Source organism: Chryseomicrobium excrementi (genome assembly GCF_002798305.1).
GTDB lineage: Bacteria > Bacillota > Bacilli > Bacillales_A > Planococcaceae > Chryseomicrobium > Chryseomicrobium excrementi.
Genome location: NZ_PCGR01000003.1, coordinates 287,587 through 306,105 on the forward strand (window position 1 = coordinate 287,587; position 18,519 = coordinate 306,105).

The 18,519-nt window shown below is 43.3% G+C and carries 21 protein-coding genes and 1 riboswitch; of the genes, 12 read left to right on the forward strand and 9 right to left on the reverse strand.

Annotated elements, in window-relative coordinates; all coding sequences use genetic code 11:
* The first annotated feature begins 32 nt into the window (after positions 1-32).
* Genes CQS04_RS10445 through CQS04_RS10460 form a run of 4 tightly spaced genes read left to right on the forward strand, consistent with a single transcriptional unit; the run spans position 33 to position 3,150 of the window.
* Positions 33-893 (forward strand): MurR/RpiR family transcriptional regulator, encoded by an 861-nt coding sequence (locus CQS04_RS10445; protein WP_100354090.1) that lies wholly within the window; start codon positions 33-35, stop codon positions 891-893.
* A gap of 24 nt (positions 894-917) precedes the next feature.
* Positions 918-1,736, forward strand: coding sequence for a transporter substrate-binding domain-containing protein (locus tag CQS04_RS10450; protein ID WP_100354091.1), 819 nt, complete (start codon positions 918-920; stop codon positions 1,734-1,736).
* A 15-nt stretch (positions 1,737-1,751) separates the two neighbouring features.
* Positions 1,752-2,414, forward strand: coding sequence for an amino acid ABC transporter permease (locus CQS04_RS10455; RefSeq protein WP_425430242.1), 663 nt, complete (start codon positions 1,752-1,754; stop codon positions 2,412-2,414).
* 13 nt (positions 2,415-2,427) lie between these two features.
* A complete protein-coding gene (locus CQS04_RS10460) occupies positions 2,428-3,150 on the forward strand; it encodes an amino acid ABC transporter ATP-binding protein (RefSeq protein WP_100354093.1) in 723 nt (240 codons plus the stop codon).
* A gap of 175 nt (positions 3,151-3,325) precedes the next feature.
* On the opposite strand, the gene hmpA is transcribed toward CQS04_RS10460, so the two are convergent.
* Positions 3,326-4,513, reverse strand: a complete 1,188-nt coding sequence (gene hmpA, locus CQS04_RS10465; RefSeq protein WP_100354094.1) for an NO-inducible flavohemoprotein — start codon at positions 4,511-4,513, stop codon at positions 3,326-3,328.
* A gap of 145 nt (positions 4,514-4,658) precedes the next feature.
* On the opposite strand from hmpA, the gene CQS04_RS10470 reads away from it, so the two are divergent.
* On the forward strand, positions 4,659-5,108 hold the full coding sequence (locus tag CQS04_RS10470) for an RrF2 family transcriptional regulator (RefSeq protein WP_100354095.1): 450 nt from the start codon (positions 4,659-4,661) through the stop codon (positions 5,106-5,108).
* Positions 5,109-5,144: 36 nt separating this feature from the next.
* Here the strand turns inward: CQS04_RS10470 and CQS04_RS10475 are convergent, their stop codons facing one another.
* Both CQS04_RS10475 and CQS04_RS10480 read right to left on the reverse strand, forming a co-directional pair.
* Positions 5,145-5,459: a DMT family transporter gene (locus CQS04_RS10475; RefSeq protein ID WP_100354096.1), complete on the reverse strand. Its 315-nt coding sequence runs from the start codon at positions 5,457-5,459 to the stop codon at positions 5,145-5,147.
* Positions 5,459-5,785, reverse strand: coding sequence for a DMT family transporter (locus tag CQS04_RS10480; RefSeq protein ID WP_100354097.1), 327 nt, complete (start codon positions 5,783-5,785; stop codon positions 5,459-5,461). Before CQS04_RS10480 ends, CQS04_RS10475 begins: the two co-directional genes overlap by 1 nt.
* Before the next feature lie 48 nt (positions 5,786-5,833).
* Positions 5,834-5,931: riboswitch (guanidine-I (ykkC/yxkD leader) on the reverse strand.
* Between the two features lie 59 nt (positions 5,932-5,990).
* Between CQS04_RS10480 and CQS04_RS10485 the strand changes: the two genes are divergently transcribed.
* Positions 5,991-6,476, forward strand: a complete 486-nt coding sequence (locus tag CQS04_RS10485) for a methylated-DNA--[protein]-cysteine S-methyltransferase (RefSeq protein ID WP_100354098.1) — start codon at positions 5,991-5,993, stop codon at positions 6,474-6,476.
* 19 nt (positions 6,477-6,495) lie between these two features.
* On the opposite strand, the gene mbcS is transcribed toward CQS04_RS10485, so the two are convergent.
* Genes mbcS through CQS04_RS10505 form a run of 4 tightly spaced genes read right to left on the reverse strand, consistent with a single transcriptional unit; the run spans position 6,496 to position 10,554 of the window.
* Entirely contained in the window at positions 6,496-8,073 is a 1,578-nt protein-coding gene (gene mbcS / locus CQS04_RS10490; RefSeq protein ID WP_100354099.1) for an acyl-CoA synthetase MbcS, read from the reverse strand.
* Between the two features lie 17 nt (positions 8,074-8,090).
* Entirely contained in the window at positions 8,091-8,645 is a 555-nt protein-coding gene (locus CQS04_RS10495) for a YIP1 family protein (protein WP_100354100.1), read from the reverse strand.
* Between the two features lie 15 nt (positions 8,646-8,660).
* Positions 8,661-10,310: a sodium:solute symporter family transporter gene (locus tag CQS04_RS10500; RefSeq protein WP_100354101.1), complete on the reverse strand. Its 1,650-nt coding sequence runs from the start codon at positions 10,308-10,310 to the stop codon at positions 8,661-8,663.
* Positions 10,303-10,554, reverse strand: a complete 252-nt coding sequence (locus CQS04_RS10505; protein WP_100354102.1) for a hypothetical protein — start codon at positions 10,552-10,554, stop codon at positions 10,303-10,305. The genes CQS04_RS10500 and CQS04_RS10505 overlap by 8 nt, the downstream gene beginning before the upstream one ends.
* Positions 10,555-10,828: 274 nt before the next feature.
* Between CQS04_RS10505 and CQS04_RS13825 the strand changes: the two genes are divergently transcribed.
* Positions 10,829-10,987: a hypothetical protein gene (locus CQS04_RS13825; protein ID WP_165775521.1), complete on the forward strand. Its 159-nt coding sequence runs from the start codon at positions 10,829-10,831 to the stop codon at positions 10,985-10,987.
* Positions 10,988-11,009: 22 nt separating this feature from the next.
* Here CQS04_RS13825 and CQS04_RS10510 read toward each other — a convergent pair whose 3' ends face one another.
* Positions 11,010-11,945, reverse strand: coding sequence for a 3-hydroxyacyl-CoA dehydrogenase NAD-binding domain-containing protein (locus tag CQS04_RS10510; protein WP_100354103.1), 936 nt, complete (start codon positions 11,943-11,945; stop codon positions 11,010-11,012).
* Between the two features lie 122 nt (positions 11,946-12,067).
* Here CQS04_RS10510 and CQS04_RS10515 point away from each other — a divergent pair, with 122 nt between their 5' ends.
* From CQS04_RS10515 to CQS04_RS10535, 5 genes are all read left to right on the forward strand, one after another.
* Positions 12,068-13,510 (forward strand): potassium/proton antiporter, encoded by a 1,443-nt coding sequence (locus tag CQS04_RS10515; protein WP_100354104.1) that lies wholly within the window; start codon positions 12,068-12,070, stop codon positions 13,508-13,510.
* A 214-nt stretch (positions 13,511-13,724) separates the two neighbouring features.
* Complete coding sequence (locus CQS04_RS10520) at positions 13,725-14,699, forward strand: EAL domain-containing protein (protein ID WP_245858803.1); 975 nt, start codon at positions 13,725-13,727, stop codon at positions 14,697-14,699.
* Between the two features lie 97 nt (positions 14,700-14,796).
* Entirely contained in the window at positions 14,797-15,258 is a 462-nt protein-coding gene (locus tag CQS04_RS10525) for a MarR family winged helix-turn-helix transcriptional regulator (RefSeq protein ID WP_165775522.1), read from the forward strand.
* Positions 15,259-15,310: 52 nt separating this feature from the next.
* The gene (locus CQS04_RS10530; RefSeq protein WP_100354107.1) at positions 15,311-16,480 is read left to right on the forward strand and encodes a TraB/GumN family protein; all 1,170 of its coding nucleotides are present in this window, start codon (positions 15,311-15,313) and stop codon (positions 16,478-16,480) included.
* An 18-nt stretch (positions 16,481-16,498) separates the two neighbouring features.
* Positions 16,499-17,464 (forward strand): TRM11 family SAM-dependent methyltransferase, encoded by a 966-nt coding sequence (locus CQS04_RS10535; protein ID WP_100354108.1) that lies wholly within the window; start codon positions 16,499-16,501, stop codon positions 17,462-17,464.
* 15 nt (positions 17,465-17,479) lie between these two features.
* Here the strand turns inward: CQS04_RS10535 and CQS04_RS10540 are convergent, their stop codons facing one another.
* On the reverse strand, positions 17,480-18,385 hold the full coding sequence (locus CQS04_RS10540) for a YitT family protein (protein WP_100354109.1): 906 nt from the start codon (positions 18,383-18,385) through the stop codon (positions 17,480-17,482).
* Positions 18,386-18,519: the final 134 nt, after the last annotated feature.

Consider the following 18,519-nt stretch of genomic DNA (forward strand, 5'->3'; position numbering starts at 1 on the left):
GTTACGTGTTTTGTCACATTTGGAGGGTCGATATGAAGGAAATACTGCAAAAAGTAGAAAATTCAGCAGGGTCTATGTCCGCTGGCCAAAAACGTCTTGTAACTCTTTTAAAAGAGAGCCAAATGACTATGGCTTTCTCTTCCGCTATTGAAATCGGAAAAAAAGCTCAAGTAAGTGAGTCTACAGTGATCAGATGGGCACAAAAGTTAGGGTATAAAGGATTCACAGAATTTCAAACCCACCTACAACAAGTGTTGACGGAAGCTCACATTGAAACAGGTGAGACGACTACTGGTGCCTCGAATTCTATTGTGAAAAATTTACTCGATGCAGACATACAAAGTCTTCATGTCTTGAAAGAAAGCTTAGATGAAGAGCAGCTTCTTCAAGCGGTAGATGCTTTAAGTCATGCGCGACGTATTTATGTAACGAGTAACTTTTTTGATTATGGCCTCGCCCATTCCTTTGCTCACTGGCTGGATATGGTGCAAGGGAATACCCAGCTCCTCATGCAAGGTGATGTCCAATACTACCAACAGCTTTCAGGACTGACCACGGACGATGTCGTTTTAGCATTTGCTTTCCCGAGATATACAAAGAATGTCAACAAGACACTCGAGATTGCCAAAGAGCAAGGTGCTACGGTGATCGTAGTTACTGATGGAACACATAGCCCCGCTACTGAATTTGCAGACGTGACGTTTTTCGTACAGGTGCCGAGCAACTTGAGCATCGATTCGTACACAGCTGTTCATGCTTTGAATGCAACGCTTATGCGTTTCCTTTATGTAAAAGAGCATGACCGGATCGTTCAAAACATTGAACGCGTGAATGAGATGTATGAACGTCAAGATATTTTTCTACCACCAAACCCCAACTCAGACACGAACTAAAACTCAACTAAAAGGAGAGATTGGATGAAGAAAAAGACAGGACTATTTGTTTCACTCGCAGCAACAGCAGCCTTGGTACTCGGAGCGTGTGGCTCTGGAGGATCGGAAAACTCAGGTGAAGAGGGCGGTATGAATCTACTTGAAGACGGAAAGTTGACTTATGCTTCAAGTGGGCTCTACAAACCATTCAGCTTTGAAGAAGGTGGCGACCTGCAAGGATTTGATGTGGAGATTGGAGCGGCTATCGCAGAAGAGATGGGTCTAGAACCAAATCCCGTAACATCCCCATGGGAAACAATTATCCAGTCGTTACTCGGCAATAAGTTTGATGCGGTAATCGGCTCTATGTCTATTACGAAAGAACGAGCAGAGCGAGTAGCCTTCTCTGATCCTTACTATTATTCAGGTGGTATGATCTTTGTTCCTGAAGGAAGCGATATTCAAGGAGCCGAAGATTTAGAAGGAAAGCGTATTGGAGTTGTAGCGCAATCAACCTATGATGAAGCTGCGCAAGAATACACGGACGATATTAAATACTACAATTCGGACGTCGTGGCTCTAAAAGATTTAACCGTTGAAGGACGTTTGGATGCTGTCATTACAGCAGATGTCGTCGGTTTTGAAGCTATCTCATCTGGAATGGCTATTCAAGAAGTAGGAGAGCCTCTATGGGTAGAACAGCCAGCATTTGCTGTCCGTCCGGAAGATGAGGAATTACTAGCAGAGATGGATAAAGCTCTTGATGCCATCATTGAAAACGGAACCTATGCTGAAATCTCTGAGAAGTACTTTGGTCGTGACTTGTTAGATGTCGACCTAGAAGGTATTACAATTTTAGAATAACTAGGAGGAAACATGATGGAGTTCTTACAAACCATGCTTGAAGTCATCAAGCGAACAGCTCCTGGTTTCCTTGAAGCAACCGTACTGACCTTGCAGGTCACAGCGGTTGCTTTGGTGTTAGGGACACTTCTAGGGCTCGTTTTCGCTTTGATGAAGATTTCAAAATCAAAAATCTTACAAACTATTGCAAACATCTATATCACAATCATTCGGGGAACACCGTTAATTGTTCAAATCATGTTCCTTTACTTTGGAATCACAGCAGTGATTATTCTAGATGCATTTTGGGCGGGTGCCATTGCACTAGGGATTCATAACGGTGCTTATATCGCTGAGATTTTCCGAGGTGCTATTCAAAGTATTGATAAAGGCCAACGTGAAGCCAGTATGGCACTTGGAATGACACGTGGGCAGAGTATGAAACGAATCATTTTTCCGCAAGCTTTGAAACGCTCAATTCCACCGCTAGGCAATCAATTTATCATCACATTAAAAGATTCCTCACTCGTCTACATCATCAGTGTGTCCGAATTGTTTGCTGTTGCAAACCGAGATGCTGCGCAGTCCTATCAACCGTTTGAGACGTATTTAGTAGTCGGGCTCTATTATTTAGTACTTGTTATGATCTTCACAGCCATCTTGCGTTGGTATGAAGGACGTTTAAACGTAGACAAATAGGAGGTGAGTCAATATGTTAAAAGCAACAAATCTACACAAATCATTTGGTAAATTAGAGGTGCTAAAAGGGATTGATTTAGAGGTCCAACCATCCGAGGTGGTAGTACTTGTAGGGGTTTCAGGGTCAGGAAAGAGTACGTTGTTACGTTGTTTCAATTTCTTAGAGCGAATTAATCAAGGATCGATTGAGATTGATGGACAAGTAATCGATGCTAAAAAACAAAAACTGTCGCAAGTACGTGCGGAGGTTGGAATGGTCTTTCAACATTTCAATCTGTTTCCTCATAAAACGGTGCTTGAAAATGTGATTGAAGCACCAATCGTCGTGAAGAAAGAAAACAAAGAGACAGCCATTGCAAAAGGAAAGGCTCTTCTTGAAAAAGTAGGACTTGCCGATAAAGCAGATGTTTATCCTTCGAAGCTATCCGGTGGTCAGAAACAACGCGTGGCAATTGCACGAGCACTTGCTATGGAACCGAAAGCTCTGTTGTTTGATGAGCCAACTTCTGCTTTAGATCCGGAGCTTGTTGGAGAGGTTCTTGCAGTTATGAAGCAGCTAGCAGAAGAAGGTATGACAATGGTTGTTGTGACGCATGAAATGAAGTTTGCTCGTGAAGTGGCAGACCGTATTATTATGCTAGATGAAGGTGTCATCATAGAAAATACGGACCCCAAAACGTTCTTTGAAAATCCATCTAATGAACGAACACGTCAGTTTATCTCGTTAGTAGAATAACAAAAACTCCCGCACAACGTTACTGTGCGGGAGTTTTCTGGTGTTCATAGCAATCAAAGCAAAGCAGCTGCCCGTCTTCGTGAACACCCTGAACAAAGCCGGCGTCACAATAAACCGTCTTGCCACAAGTAGAGCAGATTCCGACAACTTCCATGGCACTCACCTCTTCCCACAATTATACAGTAGCTAAAGCTTTCAATGCCATAGAAGGTCCAAAGAACTCGTAATGGATCTGCTCTTGTGAGAAGCCTAAGTCAATCAGATTGGCAATCATGCTCTCCATGAAGCCGACTGGTCCGCAGACATAAATATCGGCATTTTGAGGAACGTTTGCTAGCACTTCACGAGTAATGAACTGACCATCTGTCTCAGAGAAGAATGAGATGTAAGAAAGGTGTTCTTGTTCCGCATCTAATTTGGTTAACGCATCTGCAAAAGCAGCATCTTTTTCACTTCGTGCCGCATGGTAAAAATGAATTGGACGATTGGCTGACGTTTGAAGCAGGCGCTCCGTCATACTCATAAGTGGTGTAATCCCAACACCGCCAGCTAAAAAGACGACCGGAGTTTGACGAGATTCATCCAATACAAATTCTCCTGCTGGAGGGGTTACTTCGACTAAGCCACCGACTTCAAGTTGTTCATGCAAATAGACAGATACTTTTCCGTTCGGATCTTGATCGGTTTCGCGTTTCACAGAAATTCGGAAAGTTTCTGTGTCAGCTGCTTTAGACAAACTGTATTGACGGATCATCAGATATTGCTCACCAGGAATTTTCACTCGGACGGAAATATATTGACCCGGTTGATAGCTAGGAACGGCAGCACCATCAGTTGGTTTTAAATAGAATGAAGTAATGAGTTCACTTTCTTGAACTTTTTCAACAACAGTAAACTCTTTAAACAAGCGCCAGCCGCCTGTTTGTTCGGCAGCTTGGTCATACATTCCTTTTTCAACAGAGATAAATACGTCAGCTATCACTCCATAAGCTTCCGCCCAAGCATTGATGATTTCAGGTGTTGCCGCATCGCCTAATACCGTTTTGATTGCTTTTAACAGAAATTCTCCAACGATTGGGTATTGCTCTGGTACGATACCGAGACTGACGTGCTTCTGTGCGATCTGCATGACAGAAGGCAGGATTGCTTCTAAATTGTCGATGTGTACTGCGGCTGCATAGACGGTGTTGGCTAGTGCTGTCTGCTGACGTCCTTTTGCTTGATTTGCATGATTGAAGACATTTAATAGTTCTGGGTGTGCTTCAAATAGAGAACGATAAAATTCTGTAGTGATTGTTGTTCCGTGCTGAGCGAGTACAGGTGCAGTAGCTTTAATGATTGTGCGTGTTTCTTGAGATAACATAAAAACAGCTCCTTTTCTCTTGATAGCTTTAGCATACTCCTCGGCTGAATTTAAACCAATATATAAAATACCACTTTAAAACTTTAGACACATTTGTTGTCACAAGTTGTTCACCTGTGCGATAGTGAGAAGAGAGGTGAACGGCATGCGAATGACGATGTATACAGACTTTTCATTACGGCTATTAATTTATTTGGCGATACGACCTACAGGTGAGAAAGCTACAGTTCCAGAGATTGCAGACTCCTATGGCATCTCTAAACATCATTTAATGAAAGTGGCACAGCATCTATCAAAGGTCGGTTATATTGAAAGTACGCGAGGAAGAGGCGGAGGTGTACGGCTGTTAAAAGAGCCTTCAGCCATTAATGTTGGGGAAGTTGTTCGGCAGATGGAAGACGATTTTCACTTGGTTGAGTGCTTTGATCGTGAAAAGAACGGATGTCCGATTACGCCTGTGTGTTCTTTAAAACACGCACTCGGAAGAGCTTTACAAGCCTATTTAGCTGTCTTGGATGAGTATACCTTACAAGACTTAGCCCACAATCCATTAGAATTAATGACCTTCTTAACTGGAAGTCAGCAACCTACATAAAAAACGGTCACTTCAATTGCAGAAGTGACCGTTTTTTCAACTGACTAATTTCAAACCTATCACACTGGCGATGATGAGTCCCAAAAAGAAGAGGCGGAGTGGGGCGGCTGATTCTTTATAGTATACCATCCCCAAAACAGCTCCGCCGGCGGCACCGATTCCTGTCCAAATAGCGTAAGCCATTCCCATTGGTAGGGTCTCCATAGCTACTGATAGAAATAAGAAACTTCCTCCAAAGCTTGCAACTAACAGAGCTACAGAACCAATTGTCTTCTTTTGATGGAGACGCGCCATCATAGCTACTCCTGTCATTTCTAAAAGTCCTGCAACAACAAGCGCTATCCAAGCCATTAGCCATTCTCCTCCTTCGTCGATTGTTTCAAACCGATAATTCCCACCAGTAATAAACCGATAAACAGGACTTGCAACAAGCCAAGTGGCTGTCCAAAAAGGAATGCGTCCGTCACTACGGTTCCTACCGTTCCTAACCCTACAAATACAGCATAAGCCGTTCCAACAGGTAAGTTCTTGCCAGAACGAATCAACAAGCCAAAACTGATGATAATGGCAACCACTGTGAGACCCCATTCGGGTAATGTGCTAGCGTGTTTCAACCCGATGACCCACATCACTTCAAACACAGCGGCTACTACTAACAGACTCCATTCTTTCATCATTCGAACTCCTCTCCAAAATAAAAACCTGAAAGACACTGCTTCCGCAGTATCTCCCAGGCTTTTGTCCCTCCGTGTACATGGCATGCCATGCGTTTTCTCTCGGACCAGTCAAAGCGCTAGCTTCCGGAACCCTAGAAAACTTTCGTGTCTTTCAGTTGCTCATAGTATACTAAAGAAAAGTAGAAATGGGAAGGGAGAGCACTTCATGGCACAAGTGGATTATGCAACACCGATCGGCCGCCTTGTCATCACGGGACAGGAAGACGCCGTACATTCAGTGATGTTTGAAGACGGAGACGAGCTACAACACACTTACTCAGAATCATTGCCAAAAGAAGTAAAGCTTGCTTATAAGGAGATCAAAGCTTATTTCGAAGGAAAGGGTAAAGATTTCACTTTTGCTATGGAACCACAAACGGGCACACCGTTTCAACGAGAAGTATGGCAAAGTCTACGTACCATTCCTTATGGAGAAACAGGATCCTACTTACAAATTGCCACATCGATCAATCGTCCAAAAGCGGTACGAGCAGTCGGAGGAGCGAATGGCAGAAATCCGTTCACTGTCGTCTTACCGTGTCACCGAATCATCGGTGCTAACGGCAAAATGGTCGGATATACAGGGGGGCTGTGGCGCAAAGAATGGCTACTAGCCCACGAACAGAAATTTAAAACCACTTTGGCTGATTAAGACCAAAGTGGTTTTTCTCTTACTTTGTAGTTGTGCGAAGTTCCACACGACGAATTTTCCCAGATGTCGTTTTTGGAAGTTCATCAATAAATTCAATAATACGAGGATATTTATAAGGTGCTGTAATTTCCTTCGTATGTGTTTGCAATTCTTTGATCAAAGCGTCTTTGTCTTCATGTTGCTCCGCATCACGAAGGACGATAAACGCCTTTACGACACTGCCTCGGATCTCGTCTGGAGCGGCTACGACAGCACACTCACGAACAGCAGGGTGCTTTGTAAGCGCGTCTTCTACTTCGAATGGTCCAATTGTGTAACCTGAGCTGATAATAATATCATCGCTTCGGCCTTCAAACCAGAAGTACCCATCTTCGTCCTTGGTAGCTTGGTCCCCAGTCAGGTACCAGTCGCCTCGGTAAGCAGCAGCTGTACGGTCTTTATCATTGTAGTAGCCACGGAACAGAGCAGGAGCTGTTTTATGGACCGCAATATCTCCAACTTCGCCTGGCTTTACGGGTTCTCCAAATTCATTGATGACGTCTACTTGATTTCCAGGAGTCGGTTTCCCCATAGAACCTGGTCGAACTTCCATGTCTTGAAGAGTTCCTACAAGTAATGTGTTTTCAGTTTGACCGTAGCCATCACGGACGTTTAACTGGAACGCTTCTTGGAAAGCCTCGATTACCTGACGGTTCAATGGCTCACCGGCTGAAACGGCGCTGCGTAACTGGTTGAGGTCATAAGATTTTAAGTTCTCTACTTTTGCGATGATTCGATACTCTGTCGGTGTACAGCAAAGCACATTGATTTTCTCGTCTTGAAGGATAGTTAGATACGTTTCTGCATCAAATCCTCCGTGGTAAACGAACGCTGTAGCGCCAAGTGTGATAGTTGATAAGAAAGGACTCCAAATCCATTTTTGCCATCCAGGAGCAGCTGTAGCCCAAACGATATCGCCTTGTTGAACGCCTAACCACTCAGTTGCAGCTGTACGGACATGAGCATAGCCCCAAGCATGAACGTGCATAACACCTTTTGGATTGCCTGTTGTTCCTGAAGTATAAGATAAGAACGCCATATCTTCACGATGTGTATCTTCACCTGCATAGTCTTCAGGTTGAGAAGCCGCAAGCTCTTCAAGCGATACCCAACCCTCTTCTGTTCCGCCCACGATAAACTTGTTCGCAAGAGCTGGGTAATCATCTGTGATCAGGTTCGTTTCCGCAGTAGTTTTGTGGAATGCCACGATTCCTTTTGCTCCGGAGTGTTCCATGCGGTACGTCAGATCTTTTTTACGAAGCATCTCAGAACATGGAATCGCTACGATACCAGCGCGCAAAGCTGCTAGGTAGGTCATGTAAGCTTCAGGAATACGAGGAAGGATGATCAACAACTTATCGCCTTTTTCAATACCTCGGCTTGTGAAGGCCTGTGCGTATTGATTCATCTTAGCAAACAATTCTTGATAAGAAACATCGCGGCGGTTGCCTTGATCGTCCATCCAGCGAATGGCAATGCGATCTGTGTCCTCTTTGTAAGCCTCTAGTTCGCTTGTGATGTTGTACTGTTCCGGTGCAAGTAGATGTTCAAAATTCATAAGTGATTCCTCCTGTTTCATGATGTAATAGCCGCTGTTGGGACGACTAAATAATAGATACTAGCAAAAAATACAAAGACCGTGATGGCAGCGAGTGCTGCTTTGCTAGGTGAAAAACGCTGGGTTGCCTGTAGTGTTTTCCAGTGAATAGTGAGCATCCACAGGACCCCACAAAGAGCCAAAGTGAACCCGATCCAATTGACTTGCCAGCCTGTCAGAAGGGGAACAGCTAATACTCCTGGCAACAAACTAATGGATACGAACGGCGCGAGCCTTCCCATCATCCCTTCGCCACCAAAGCCACGTGCTCCTGCCCAAAGCAATAAAGTCAGACCTATTCGGGTAATCCATGCCATCATCAGTCCTGAAACTATGAAAATTGCAGGGACGATAACCGACCGAAGCAGAGGAGTTTCAAAACTCATGATGTATGACCAATTGGCCATGATTAGAAGTGCTCCATACAAAAGTCCGGTTAAGAGCAGCACAAGGCTGCCCTGAACTTTTGACTTTTCTGTGGAGGTAAATGTCTCAAACGCTGAATTTTTGAGCGTCAATAGGTGTAAAATCATGTTGATTTCCTCCTTTTACATGCCCCATGGTAAGAGGGCCCAAATCGCAACAGCGATAGATACCACGACAGTTACTAGTGCTCCTACTTTTGAGTTGTAGCGGTAAGCTTGTACATCTTTCCAGCCGTGAATCGACTCTACAAGTTTCTCGTCACGCTCGCGCGTCAAATTCTTTTGAAGAGATGGCATACGATTCGTAATGTACGAAACGATGATCAGTAGTGCAAAGCTGATTGGTACAGCGAGCATCGCACCTGAAAGTCCCATTCCGTCTGTCACGGCGTGTCCTGTAAGCGCCAGGTTCGGGAATACGAATGGAGAGACGGCAATGTAAATCGCTCCTCCAACAATAGCAGCGGCCATAGCTCCGTATTTGTTGGCTTCTTTCCACCAAACTCCTACGATGATAAGTGGGGCGTTCGTTACACCAGCTAGACCGAATGCCCACAAGATACTAACTACTAAGAATGCAGGTGGTTCGATTGCTAGTAAGATAGCGATAACACCACCAACAAAAATCGCGATGTAGCTCAGGCGGTAGTTTAAACGCTCGTGAATGTTTGGTTTCAATGTTTTGATAATGTCCTGTGATAATAAAGCTCCAATAGCCAGTAAGTTTCCGCTCAATGTAGAAACCCCTGCAGAAATCGCTCCTGCAATAACTAGTGCTGTTACCCATTCAGGGTTGTAAGCCAAGTTCAAAATGATGGTTAATTTATCCGCATCTTCAGGAGCGATGTTTAAGCCCTCTACACTTGTTGCATAGACTCCAGTGAAGCCCATTGCATAAGTGGCAGAAAATACTAAGCCTAAGATGAATGCGAACCATACCATTGCGCTACGAGCACTCTTTAAACTTGAAGAAGTGTAAACGCGCATTGCTAAGTGAGGCAACCCAAGTGCACCTATGGTCAGTGCAGGGATGACAGAGAAATACCATTTCGTTGGATATTGATAATCAAAGAAGTCCGGAACGGCTTCCAACATGGCAGGTACCATGTCTGCGTACAGTAAAGGAGGGAAGAACCAACCTTCTGTTCCAATGGCTTTCATGATGGCGCCTAATGGTACGATGAACATCAAAGCCATGATGACCATTTGGATAGCGGCGTTGTTTGTTGCTCCAGCCATACCGCCTACTGTGATGTACCCAACAATAATCAGACCGCCAACAAAAAGGCCTGTCATGTATGGGATACCAAGAAGTGTTTCAAACGTCACGGCAATTCCGATCATCTGACCAAGTGCGTACATGATGGACACAAGAATCATGAACAGTGCTGCAATAATTGAAGCACTTACTCCGTAACGCTCACGAATAAAGTGAGTAGGAGTGAAAGCCCCCATTCGACGAAGAGATGTTCCATAAATGATTGTAATTAGTGGAATCGCGAGAATCAGCTGGATCCACAACATAATAAAAGGTACTTTAAGATTTAGTATGAGTGCCGTGATTCCTAAGAAAGTAGCTAAACTCATGTATGTAGCAGCCATTGCAAGGCCATTTGTTAAAGCGCCAACGTTTCCTCCACCTAAGTAGAGATCTTTAGCGGAAGCTGCTTTTCTGTTCGATATAAATCCGACGACGTAGAAGAGTAAAAATGTTAAAGCAACAACGACGAGTCCTAATACAGGATTGGATAATTTCCAAGAGCCATCAATCATTTGTCACGCCTCCTCGTTCTGCATCGATTTCATCATCGATTCGATTCCCGATTTTACCTGCAACAATCGTTAAAAAGAATACACCGAACCATCCCATCAGAATGGGCACGATATACTTGACAGGGAAGCCGAACAACATGGCGTCTGTCGGGAAAATAGAAAAGAATAGACCCGCATTGCCCATTAAAACAAATGCAAGTGCCATCCAAATCGTGAAGCGTACTTCTTTTTTGTAAGCCTTCATACAGTTCCTCCTTGTAATTTGTGAACTTTCTCCCAGATGTGACCGAGCGTTCGTTCAGTTCTCGACTGAGCGTTCGCTCAAAACTACTTTATACGATCCCCTTATCGTATAAAAAAGTCTCTTTGATTGTAAGCGGTTTCGTAAAACCCAGTCAACCTATTTTTTTATAATTGAAACTATTTGAACAATTCAGTGTGACTTCAAATTTTTTTTGCTTAGAAATGGCAAAAACGGGTATAGATGTAGTACGAGCTAGTAAAAGTGAGGTGATTCGATGTTTGGTAAGAAAAAAGAAGATGAACACGAAAAACGTAAAATTCGTGAGTTAGAAGATAAGAAGTTGAAGCTTTCTTCGAATGACATGGATTCTGATAAAAATGAGGATACAGAAGTTGTAGATCCTCAGCCTCGAATCAACACAGAAAACTTATAACTAGTAAAAACCCAGACCATTCTCAGGTCTGGGTTTCTGTTTGGCTTCTAGTTTTTAAAATGGCGAGCTGTCCTTGGTCTCGTTTTTGAGCGAGCTCTGTAATCGTAAATTGTCCGTAAGACTCTTCAGCAAGAGCGGCGAGCCGTTGTCTGGTTGCCTCATCCATTGTAGGATTCCCTTGAGCTCCCCAAGAAGACTCCATAGTAGGACCTAAGTGTTTTGTGAAAGCTGCGATTCCGCCTTCGCCACCTCCAAGATGCATGCCTAGCATAGGACCTGTGACAGCCCAGCGCAGTCCGATAGAATCTTTGACGATTTCGTCCATTTCCGCCATGGTTACGACTCCTTGATCGGCCAAATACATAGCTTCTCTGAGTAAAGCGAATTGTAGCCGGTTTGCTACAAAGCCAAAGACTTCTTTCTTGATCAGCTGCGGATGTTTCCCCAGCGATTGATAAAATGCCATAGCTTCTTCAATTGTTTCAGGTGAAGTGAACTCACCAGGCACCACTTCAACTAAAGGCATGACAAGTGGGGGATTGAATGGATGTCCTATAGCAACCCGAGACGCATCTTTCATCTTCTCTGAGATTGCCGTTGCCGGAAGTGTTGAGGAAGAAGAAAAGAATAGAGTATGAGCAGGAGCCCATTGTTCCATTTGTTGATACAGTTGTTGCTTGAACTCTAAGTTCTCAGGACCATTCTCTTGAACCCAGTCCGTCACCGCGAGGGCTTCCTGGAGATTCGTTGTAACACGTAGTGCTTCTTCAGAATATGAATCTAGTAGTCCGAGCTCTCGCAGTGTAGGCTGCACGTTCTGATGATGCTGTTCCCAAACAGATGCTAAGTCGTCTCGTATGTCGACAATAGTTACCTGATGTCCGTGACTGAGGAACAAAGATGCCCAAGACAATCCGATAGTTCCTGCTCCCACTACTGTAATTTTCTTCTGTTTCATGATGTCTCCTCCTTTAATCTGTTCTTTCTATCGTATCAGAATCACAGAAGGGGAGTTAATTGTTTTCATATTATTCAAACGGTATACTTAAAGTATCTAAATGTTTAGGAAGGGGATGACGGATGACATTTACCGTCGATAGCGCAATATTTGTTTTATCTGTTTTATTAATTGTTGGAGTCGCTACTACTAAATTTTCCTCACGTCTCGGATTACCCTCACTAGTACTCTTCATCGGGGTTGGTATGCTTGCCAGCCAATACATCTATTTTGATAATGCTAAGATTACACAACTTGTTGGAATTCTCGCGTTGATTGTTATTTTGTTTGAGGGTGGTATGCAAACGAAATGGAAATCGATGCGTACAGTATTGCCAGCTGCAACCTCACTCGCGACTATTGGTGTGCTTCTTACAACAGTCGGGATTGGTGTTGTAGCCAAATTTGTGCTCGACCTCTCTTGGTTAGAAGGCATGTTATTCGGTGCCATTGTTGGCTCTACCGATGCGGCAGCTGTATTTGCTGTTTTAGGAAATAAAAATATCAAACCAAACATTACGTCCACGCTTGAAGCTGAGTCTGGAACAAATGATCCGATGGCCGTCTTTTTGACTGTGACGTTCATTAGCTTGATTCAAGCAGAAGCAGGACCTATTTGGTCTTTGATCGGGTCGTTCTTTTGGCAGATGGGGCTTGGCTTAATTCTAGGACTTATCATTGGAAGAATTTCTGTGTGGGCAATCAACAAAATCAATTTGGACTCATCTGGCCTTTATCCGGTGCTCGCGATGGGATTTGCGATTTTCACCTATGCCTTCACAACTGCTGTAGGAGCGAGTGGGTTACTCGCGGTCTATGTCATGGCTGTTCTACTAGGAAATATGGATCTTACATACCGTCACTCTATCTTCCGCTTTAACGAGGGGTTTGCTTGGATGATGCAGATCTGTATGTTTATTCTTCTTGGTCTACTTGTGTTCCCAAATCAGTTACGTGAAGTCATCTGGCAAGGTCTGCTACTCGCTGTAATTTTAATGTTTGTTGCACGACCGATCGGCGTCTATATCAGCTTATTGGCAAGTCAGTTCAACGCGAAAGAGAAGCTGTTCATCTCTTGGGCAGGTTTACGTGGAGCGGTTCCTATTGTATTAGCAACCTATCCACTACTTGCTGGAATTGATAACGCAGATTTGCTGTTCAATGTCGTGTTCTTCGTCGTGTTATTGTCTGCTTTGTTCCAGGGCGCTACGCTGACACCATTTGCTGAGAAATTGCAGCTTGTAGGACCAAAGACAGTTCAAGTTCCTCACAGTTTAGAACTTGTATCAATAGGGAAAACGAATACAGAAATCATCGAGATTGTGATTGAACCTGGTACAAAGATTGATGGAGAAGAGCTAAAGAATGTCGAGCTTCCTACCGATACATTGATTACGGCAGTCATTCGAGGAGAGCGTGTGATCACACCTCGAGGAGATACGTTGATTCAAGGTGGGGACGTCCTTTACGTTTTAGTATCTAAGTTTAAACGAGAAAAAATTAAAGCGTTGTTCAGAGAAAAATAGCATAAATGACTTCATCCAAAAACAAACAGTTTGCGAGAATTCGTAAGCTGTTTTTTTAAGTGTAATGGTATACTAGGTCTAACAGACTTAATAGACTTTGAAAATTGGATAGAAAGATATACAAGCGAAGGTCATTTTAATGTACTTAATATAAGATGAACATAAAAAAGGGGTGAACGAGAAGATGGGTTGCCAAGGATGCCAAGTACAGGGTATGATGTATCGTTTTGAATTGCAGGGAGAGCACAATCTTTCTTTACAGGAGAGTGTTCAAGAATTTTTAAGTCGCAATCATATTTCCTTCTCGAAAGAAGGTCACGAAATTGAAGTGCCAGAACAATATGTTAAGGAACTGCTGAACTTCTTTGAAGATCATTTGGCTGTGGAACAGATTCAATTTAAAACAGCTCAAACGGAATGGTCTCCACTCTCACAAATCAGCGAATTTTTAGATGTTGGATGGATTGACGACATTATTTTAAAGGAACGAGTAGAATGTCACTATCAGCCCATTGTCAGGTCAGATGGCATGTTGTTTGGGTATGAACTCCTTGCGAGGTTCCGAGATGCGGATGGCAATCCTATTTTCCCTAACGAAGCATTTGATGCAGCCAAATCACGAGGTCGTCTATACGCATTAGACCGGATGTGTAGAATGGCAGCAGTGCGACATGCTGCAAGATTAGATCGTGTGAAAGCCTTTATAAATTTCATACCGACTTCTATCTATTCCCCGGAGTTCTGCCTCCGCAGCACGATGCAACTGGCAAGTAAACTCAATGTAGACCCACAACAATTAGTATTTGAAGTGGTAGAGACAGAGCAAGTGGAAGATGTGCAACATTTGAAGCGGATCTTGACCTACTATAAAGAAAAAGGGTTTATGTATGCACTAGACGATGTAGGGGAGGGATTCAGTACACTGGAAATGTTGACAGGTATTGAACCTCACTATATGAAACTAGATCGAAAGTTCGTAACAGATATTCATCAAAAACCAGAACAGCAACAAGTGGCGTTATCGTTCCTGGCGCATGCGAGAAAGATGGGAACTGTGCCTTTAGCTGAAGGTATTGAAACGAAAGAAGAATACGACTGGTTGAAGCAGGCTGGTTATGTCCTTTTCCAAGGATATTACATAGGTAGACCACAACCAGAACCAGCAACACTAGATGCCCTCAATTTTTGAGGGCATTTTTTAGTGGACAGAAAGATTGCGATAGCAGTGGAAACTCAAGACGATGTCATGTAAAATGTTTAATTATAAACCTCAAGGAGGATCTCTTATGGTCAAAATGAAAAAGAAACGCAAGAAGATTAAAAATCAAATTCTCTCCACGATGCAGCAAGCTACATCGCTTGAAATCAATGAGCAATTACAACGTTTAGCATTAGAGTGGAATCGCGGAATGGAAGCGGCTTTTGCAGATCAAACCATCACATTTACTCAATATAATGCATTGCGCAAAATCAAAGAGCATCAACCGCTACACCAACAACAATTGAGTGACCTATTATCTGTAACTAAAGGGAATGTAAGCCAATTGATTGGTCGACTTGAAAAAGCTAATCTTGTGAAAACAGAGAAGTCCGGAAATGTGAAGCATGTCACACTAACTGAAGCAGGAGAGCTAGAAGTAACCCGTTTACACCAGACGGCTGTAAGTGCCGATAAAGAATTCTTGGGTCACTGGACTGAGGAAGAACAGCAAGTACTGAATGGATTATTGAAGAAAGCGCTTTCATAATTTTAAAAAATTTCTGAATAGTATTTGAAAATATGAAAGGGTGGGCAATTGAATGGAAGAAACTATTACCCGCCTGCAAGTAGACGGGAAAGAAATTATCTTAATAGGTGCCGCGCACGTATCTAAAGCTAGCGCCGCTGAAGTAAAAGAAGTCATCGAAATTGAACGTCCAGACTCCGTCTGTATTGAACTTGATAGTCAAAGGTTTCAATCGATTCAACAAGGCGATAAGTGGAAAAACATGGACATCTTTAAAGTGATCAGGGAAAAGAAAGCTACAATGCTTTTAATGAATCTCGCTATTTCTTCTTTTCAAAATCGTATGGCAAAGCAGTTTGACGTCACGCCAGGACAAGAACAAATCCAAGGGATATCTAGTGCCGAGGAAATAGGTGCTGAACTCATTTTGGCCGACCGCGATATTCAAGTGACCTTTGCGCGCATTTGGGGGAATCTTGGCTTCTGGGGCAAATCGCAGCTTTTAGCTGGTGTCATTTTTGGAATCTTTGAAAAAGACACCATCACTGAAGAAGAGATGGAAAAGATGAAGCAGCAAGACACGTTACAAGCGGTGCTTGCAGAATTTACAGAGTCATTTCCACGTCTTAAGACACCTCTTATCGATGAACGGGATCAATATTTGGCGCAGAAAATTAAAACGGCGCCAGGTGAGAAAGTGGTGGCGGTTTTAGGTGCTGCACACGTACCAGGAATCACAAGAGAGATCTATCGTGATCATGATCTAGAGAAGCTCTCAGAGCGACCACCTAAATCAATCGTGCCAACTATTCTTGGTTGGGCACTACCCATTTTAATTATTGCTTTAATCATTGCTACATTCTTTATCAATCCTGAAGCAGGAGCCAACCAAGCTACTAGTTGGATCTTATGGACAGGAAGCATGGCTGCCATAGGGGCGGCTGTAGCATTTGGCCATCCTCTAGCTATCGCTTCTGCATTTGTCGCGGCTCCTATTACAGCGTTGCATCCGATATTAGCATCCGGCTGGGTTTCAGGACTCGTACAAGCATTTGTTCGAAAGCCTACGGTGGCCGACTTTGAAACACTATCGGAAGACGTCTTTACAGTAAAAGGATTTTGGCACAATAAAGTGACTCGTGTCTTGTTAGTTGTCGTATTGACCAATATCTTTGGTTCAATCGGAACATTTATTGGAGGGGCAGATGTCATTCGTTTGTTCTTGAAAAATCTAGGGTTTTAGAAAGTGAGTTCCAAATTCATGACAGTTACAAGCTATTTATATACGTATGGGTACAACGAGGATGAAGGACAGCTGGCAGAAATGGAGATTCGAGCATTCTTTGGCGAGGATGCAAAAGGAAAAGTGATTGTCTCTCCCGTATCGGTAGATCCTTCTCGCAGTGTCTTCATTCGTGAAAAGGTCCATATCTTATTAAAAACGGAAACAGTAGATCAATTGGTTGAGCAAGCAAGCAAATTTGGAACGACAGATGAGTCTTACAAAGTGATTTTTTTAAAGCATGACCGAGTAAATGGGACAGGCGAATGGGGAAATGAAGAACGCCTCCGTTTGACGCGTTTAGTGGGGAATGAAATGCCTGGCTCACTGTCTTTCAAAAATCCTGATCAAATTTATGCCGTTACCCACTTGGACGGAGTCTGGTATCTCGGAGTATATGAGAAGAGCCAACCGGTTTGGATGAAGCACGTAAATAAACCTCAGGGCTATTCCACGGCACTCAGTGCTCGAACCGCTCGTACTTTAGTGAATATCGCCAATCCAAAAGCGGAGCCTCTTGCCATGATCGACCCATGTTGTGGTATCGGGACAGTATTAGTAGAAGCTGCTTCCATGGGGATGTTTGTCAGAGGACGTGACAAGAACCCGCTCGCTTGTGTAGGCGCCAGGGAAAACTTGGAACATTACGATTATCCTGTAGAAATTGATGTGGAAAAAGGGGCAATCGAGGACCAAGATGGTCACTACGACGTTGCTTTCTTAGATCTTCCCTACAATCTGTATACACACTCAACAGAAACAGAGCAACATGCGCTCATCGATCATGCGGCACGTCTTGCAAACACGGTCCTTCTTGTTACCATTGAACCTATGGACAAGGCCATTCAAGCAGCTGGACTAGAAATTGTAGACCGGGCGACTACGACGAAACAGCGCTTTACCCGAGAAGTAGTACTATGTAAAAGAAGCAATCTGTCGAGTTGACAGATTGCTTCTTTTTTAATGAATATCTTTTTTCTTAAAACGCCCGCCGCGAACTTCTGCAATAGAGCCGATGGCAAGAAATGCATTTTCATCAAAGTCTTCCACAATGGTCTTCAATTTTGCCTCTTCAAGTCGTGTCACCACTGTAAAGATTACTTTTTTTCGGTCCCCGGTATAGGCACCTTCTCCGTGTAAAAATGTCACACCGCGGCCAAGACGGTCAATAATAGCTGCGCCAATGTCTTCTGTCTCATCGCTAATAATAAAAACAGAACGCGATTCATCCAATCCTTGTATGACAATATCGATTGTCTTAAAGGCAATAAAATAGGCAAGGAACGAATACATGGCTTGTTCCCACGTGAACACAAACCCCGCAATAGAAAAAATGACCAAGTTGATGATCATGATGATTTCACCAACAGAAAAAGGGGTGATCTTGTTGAAAAGAATCGCTAGTATCTCTGAGCCGTCAAGAGAGCCTCCATTACGAATAACAAGGCCGACTCCAAACCCTAGTACAATTCCTCCGAATACAGTTGATAATAGCAAATCATCTGTAAATGCAGGGACAGGGTGCAAGATAGTAGTGAAGATGGAGAGCACTGTAATTCCGAACAACGTAGAGAGAGCAAACGTCTTTCCGATCTGTTTGTATCCTAAAAAGAAGAAGGGAATATTTAAAATAAAGATGAATACTCCTAAACGAACTGGTGTGACATGAGAGAGAATGATGGACACACCTACAACCCCGCCGTCTAAGATCTTATTTGGTACCAGGAACAGTTCAAGTCCCACAGCCATTGCCACAGCACCTATAAAAATGAGGAGCAGTCTAGCGAACAAAACTTTTGCAGGTGTTTGACGATTGGCAATTCGTTTTTTTGTGCCATCAGGTAGTTCTATAATGGTATCAGCCATTCAAATTCCAACTTTCCATTTGTATAAGTATAAGCATACCAAATTGGCAGCTCAACGGAAGACTATTTTGAACTCAAAATAATATTTATTGAAAAATTCTTTATTATCTGACAAAATAGAAAGTGGGTGAAATG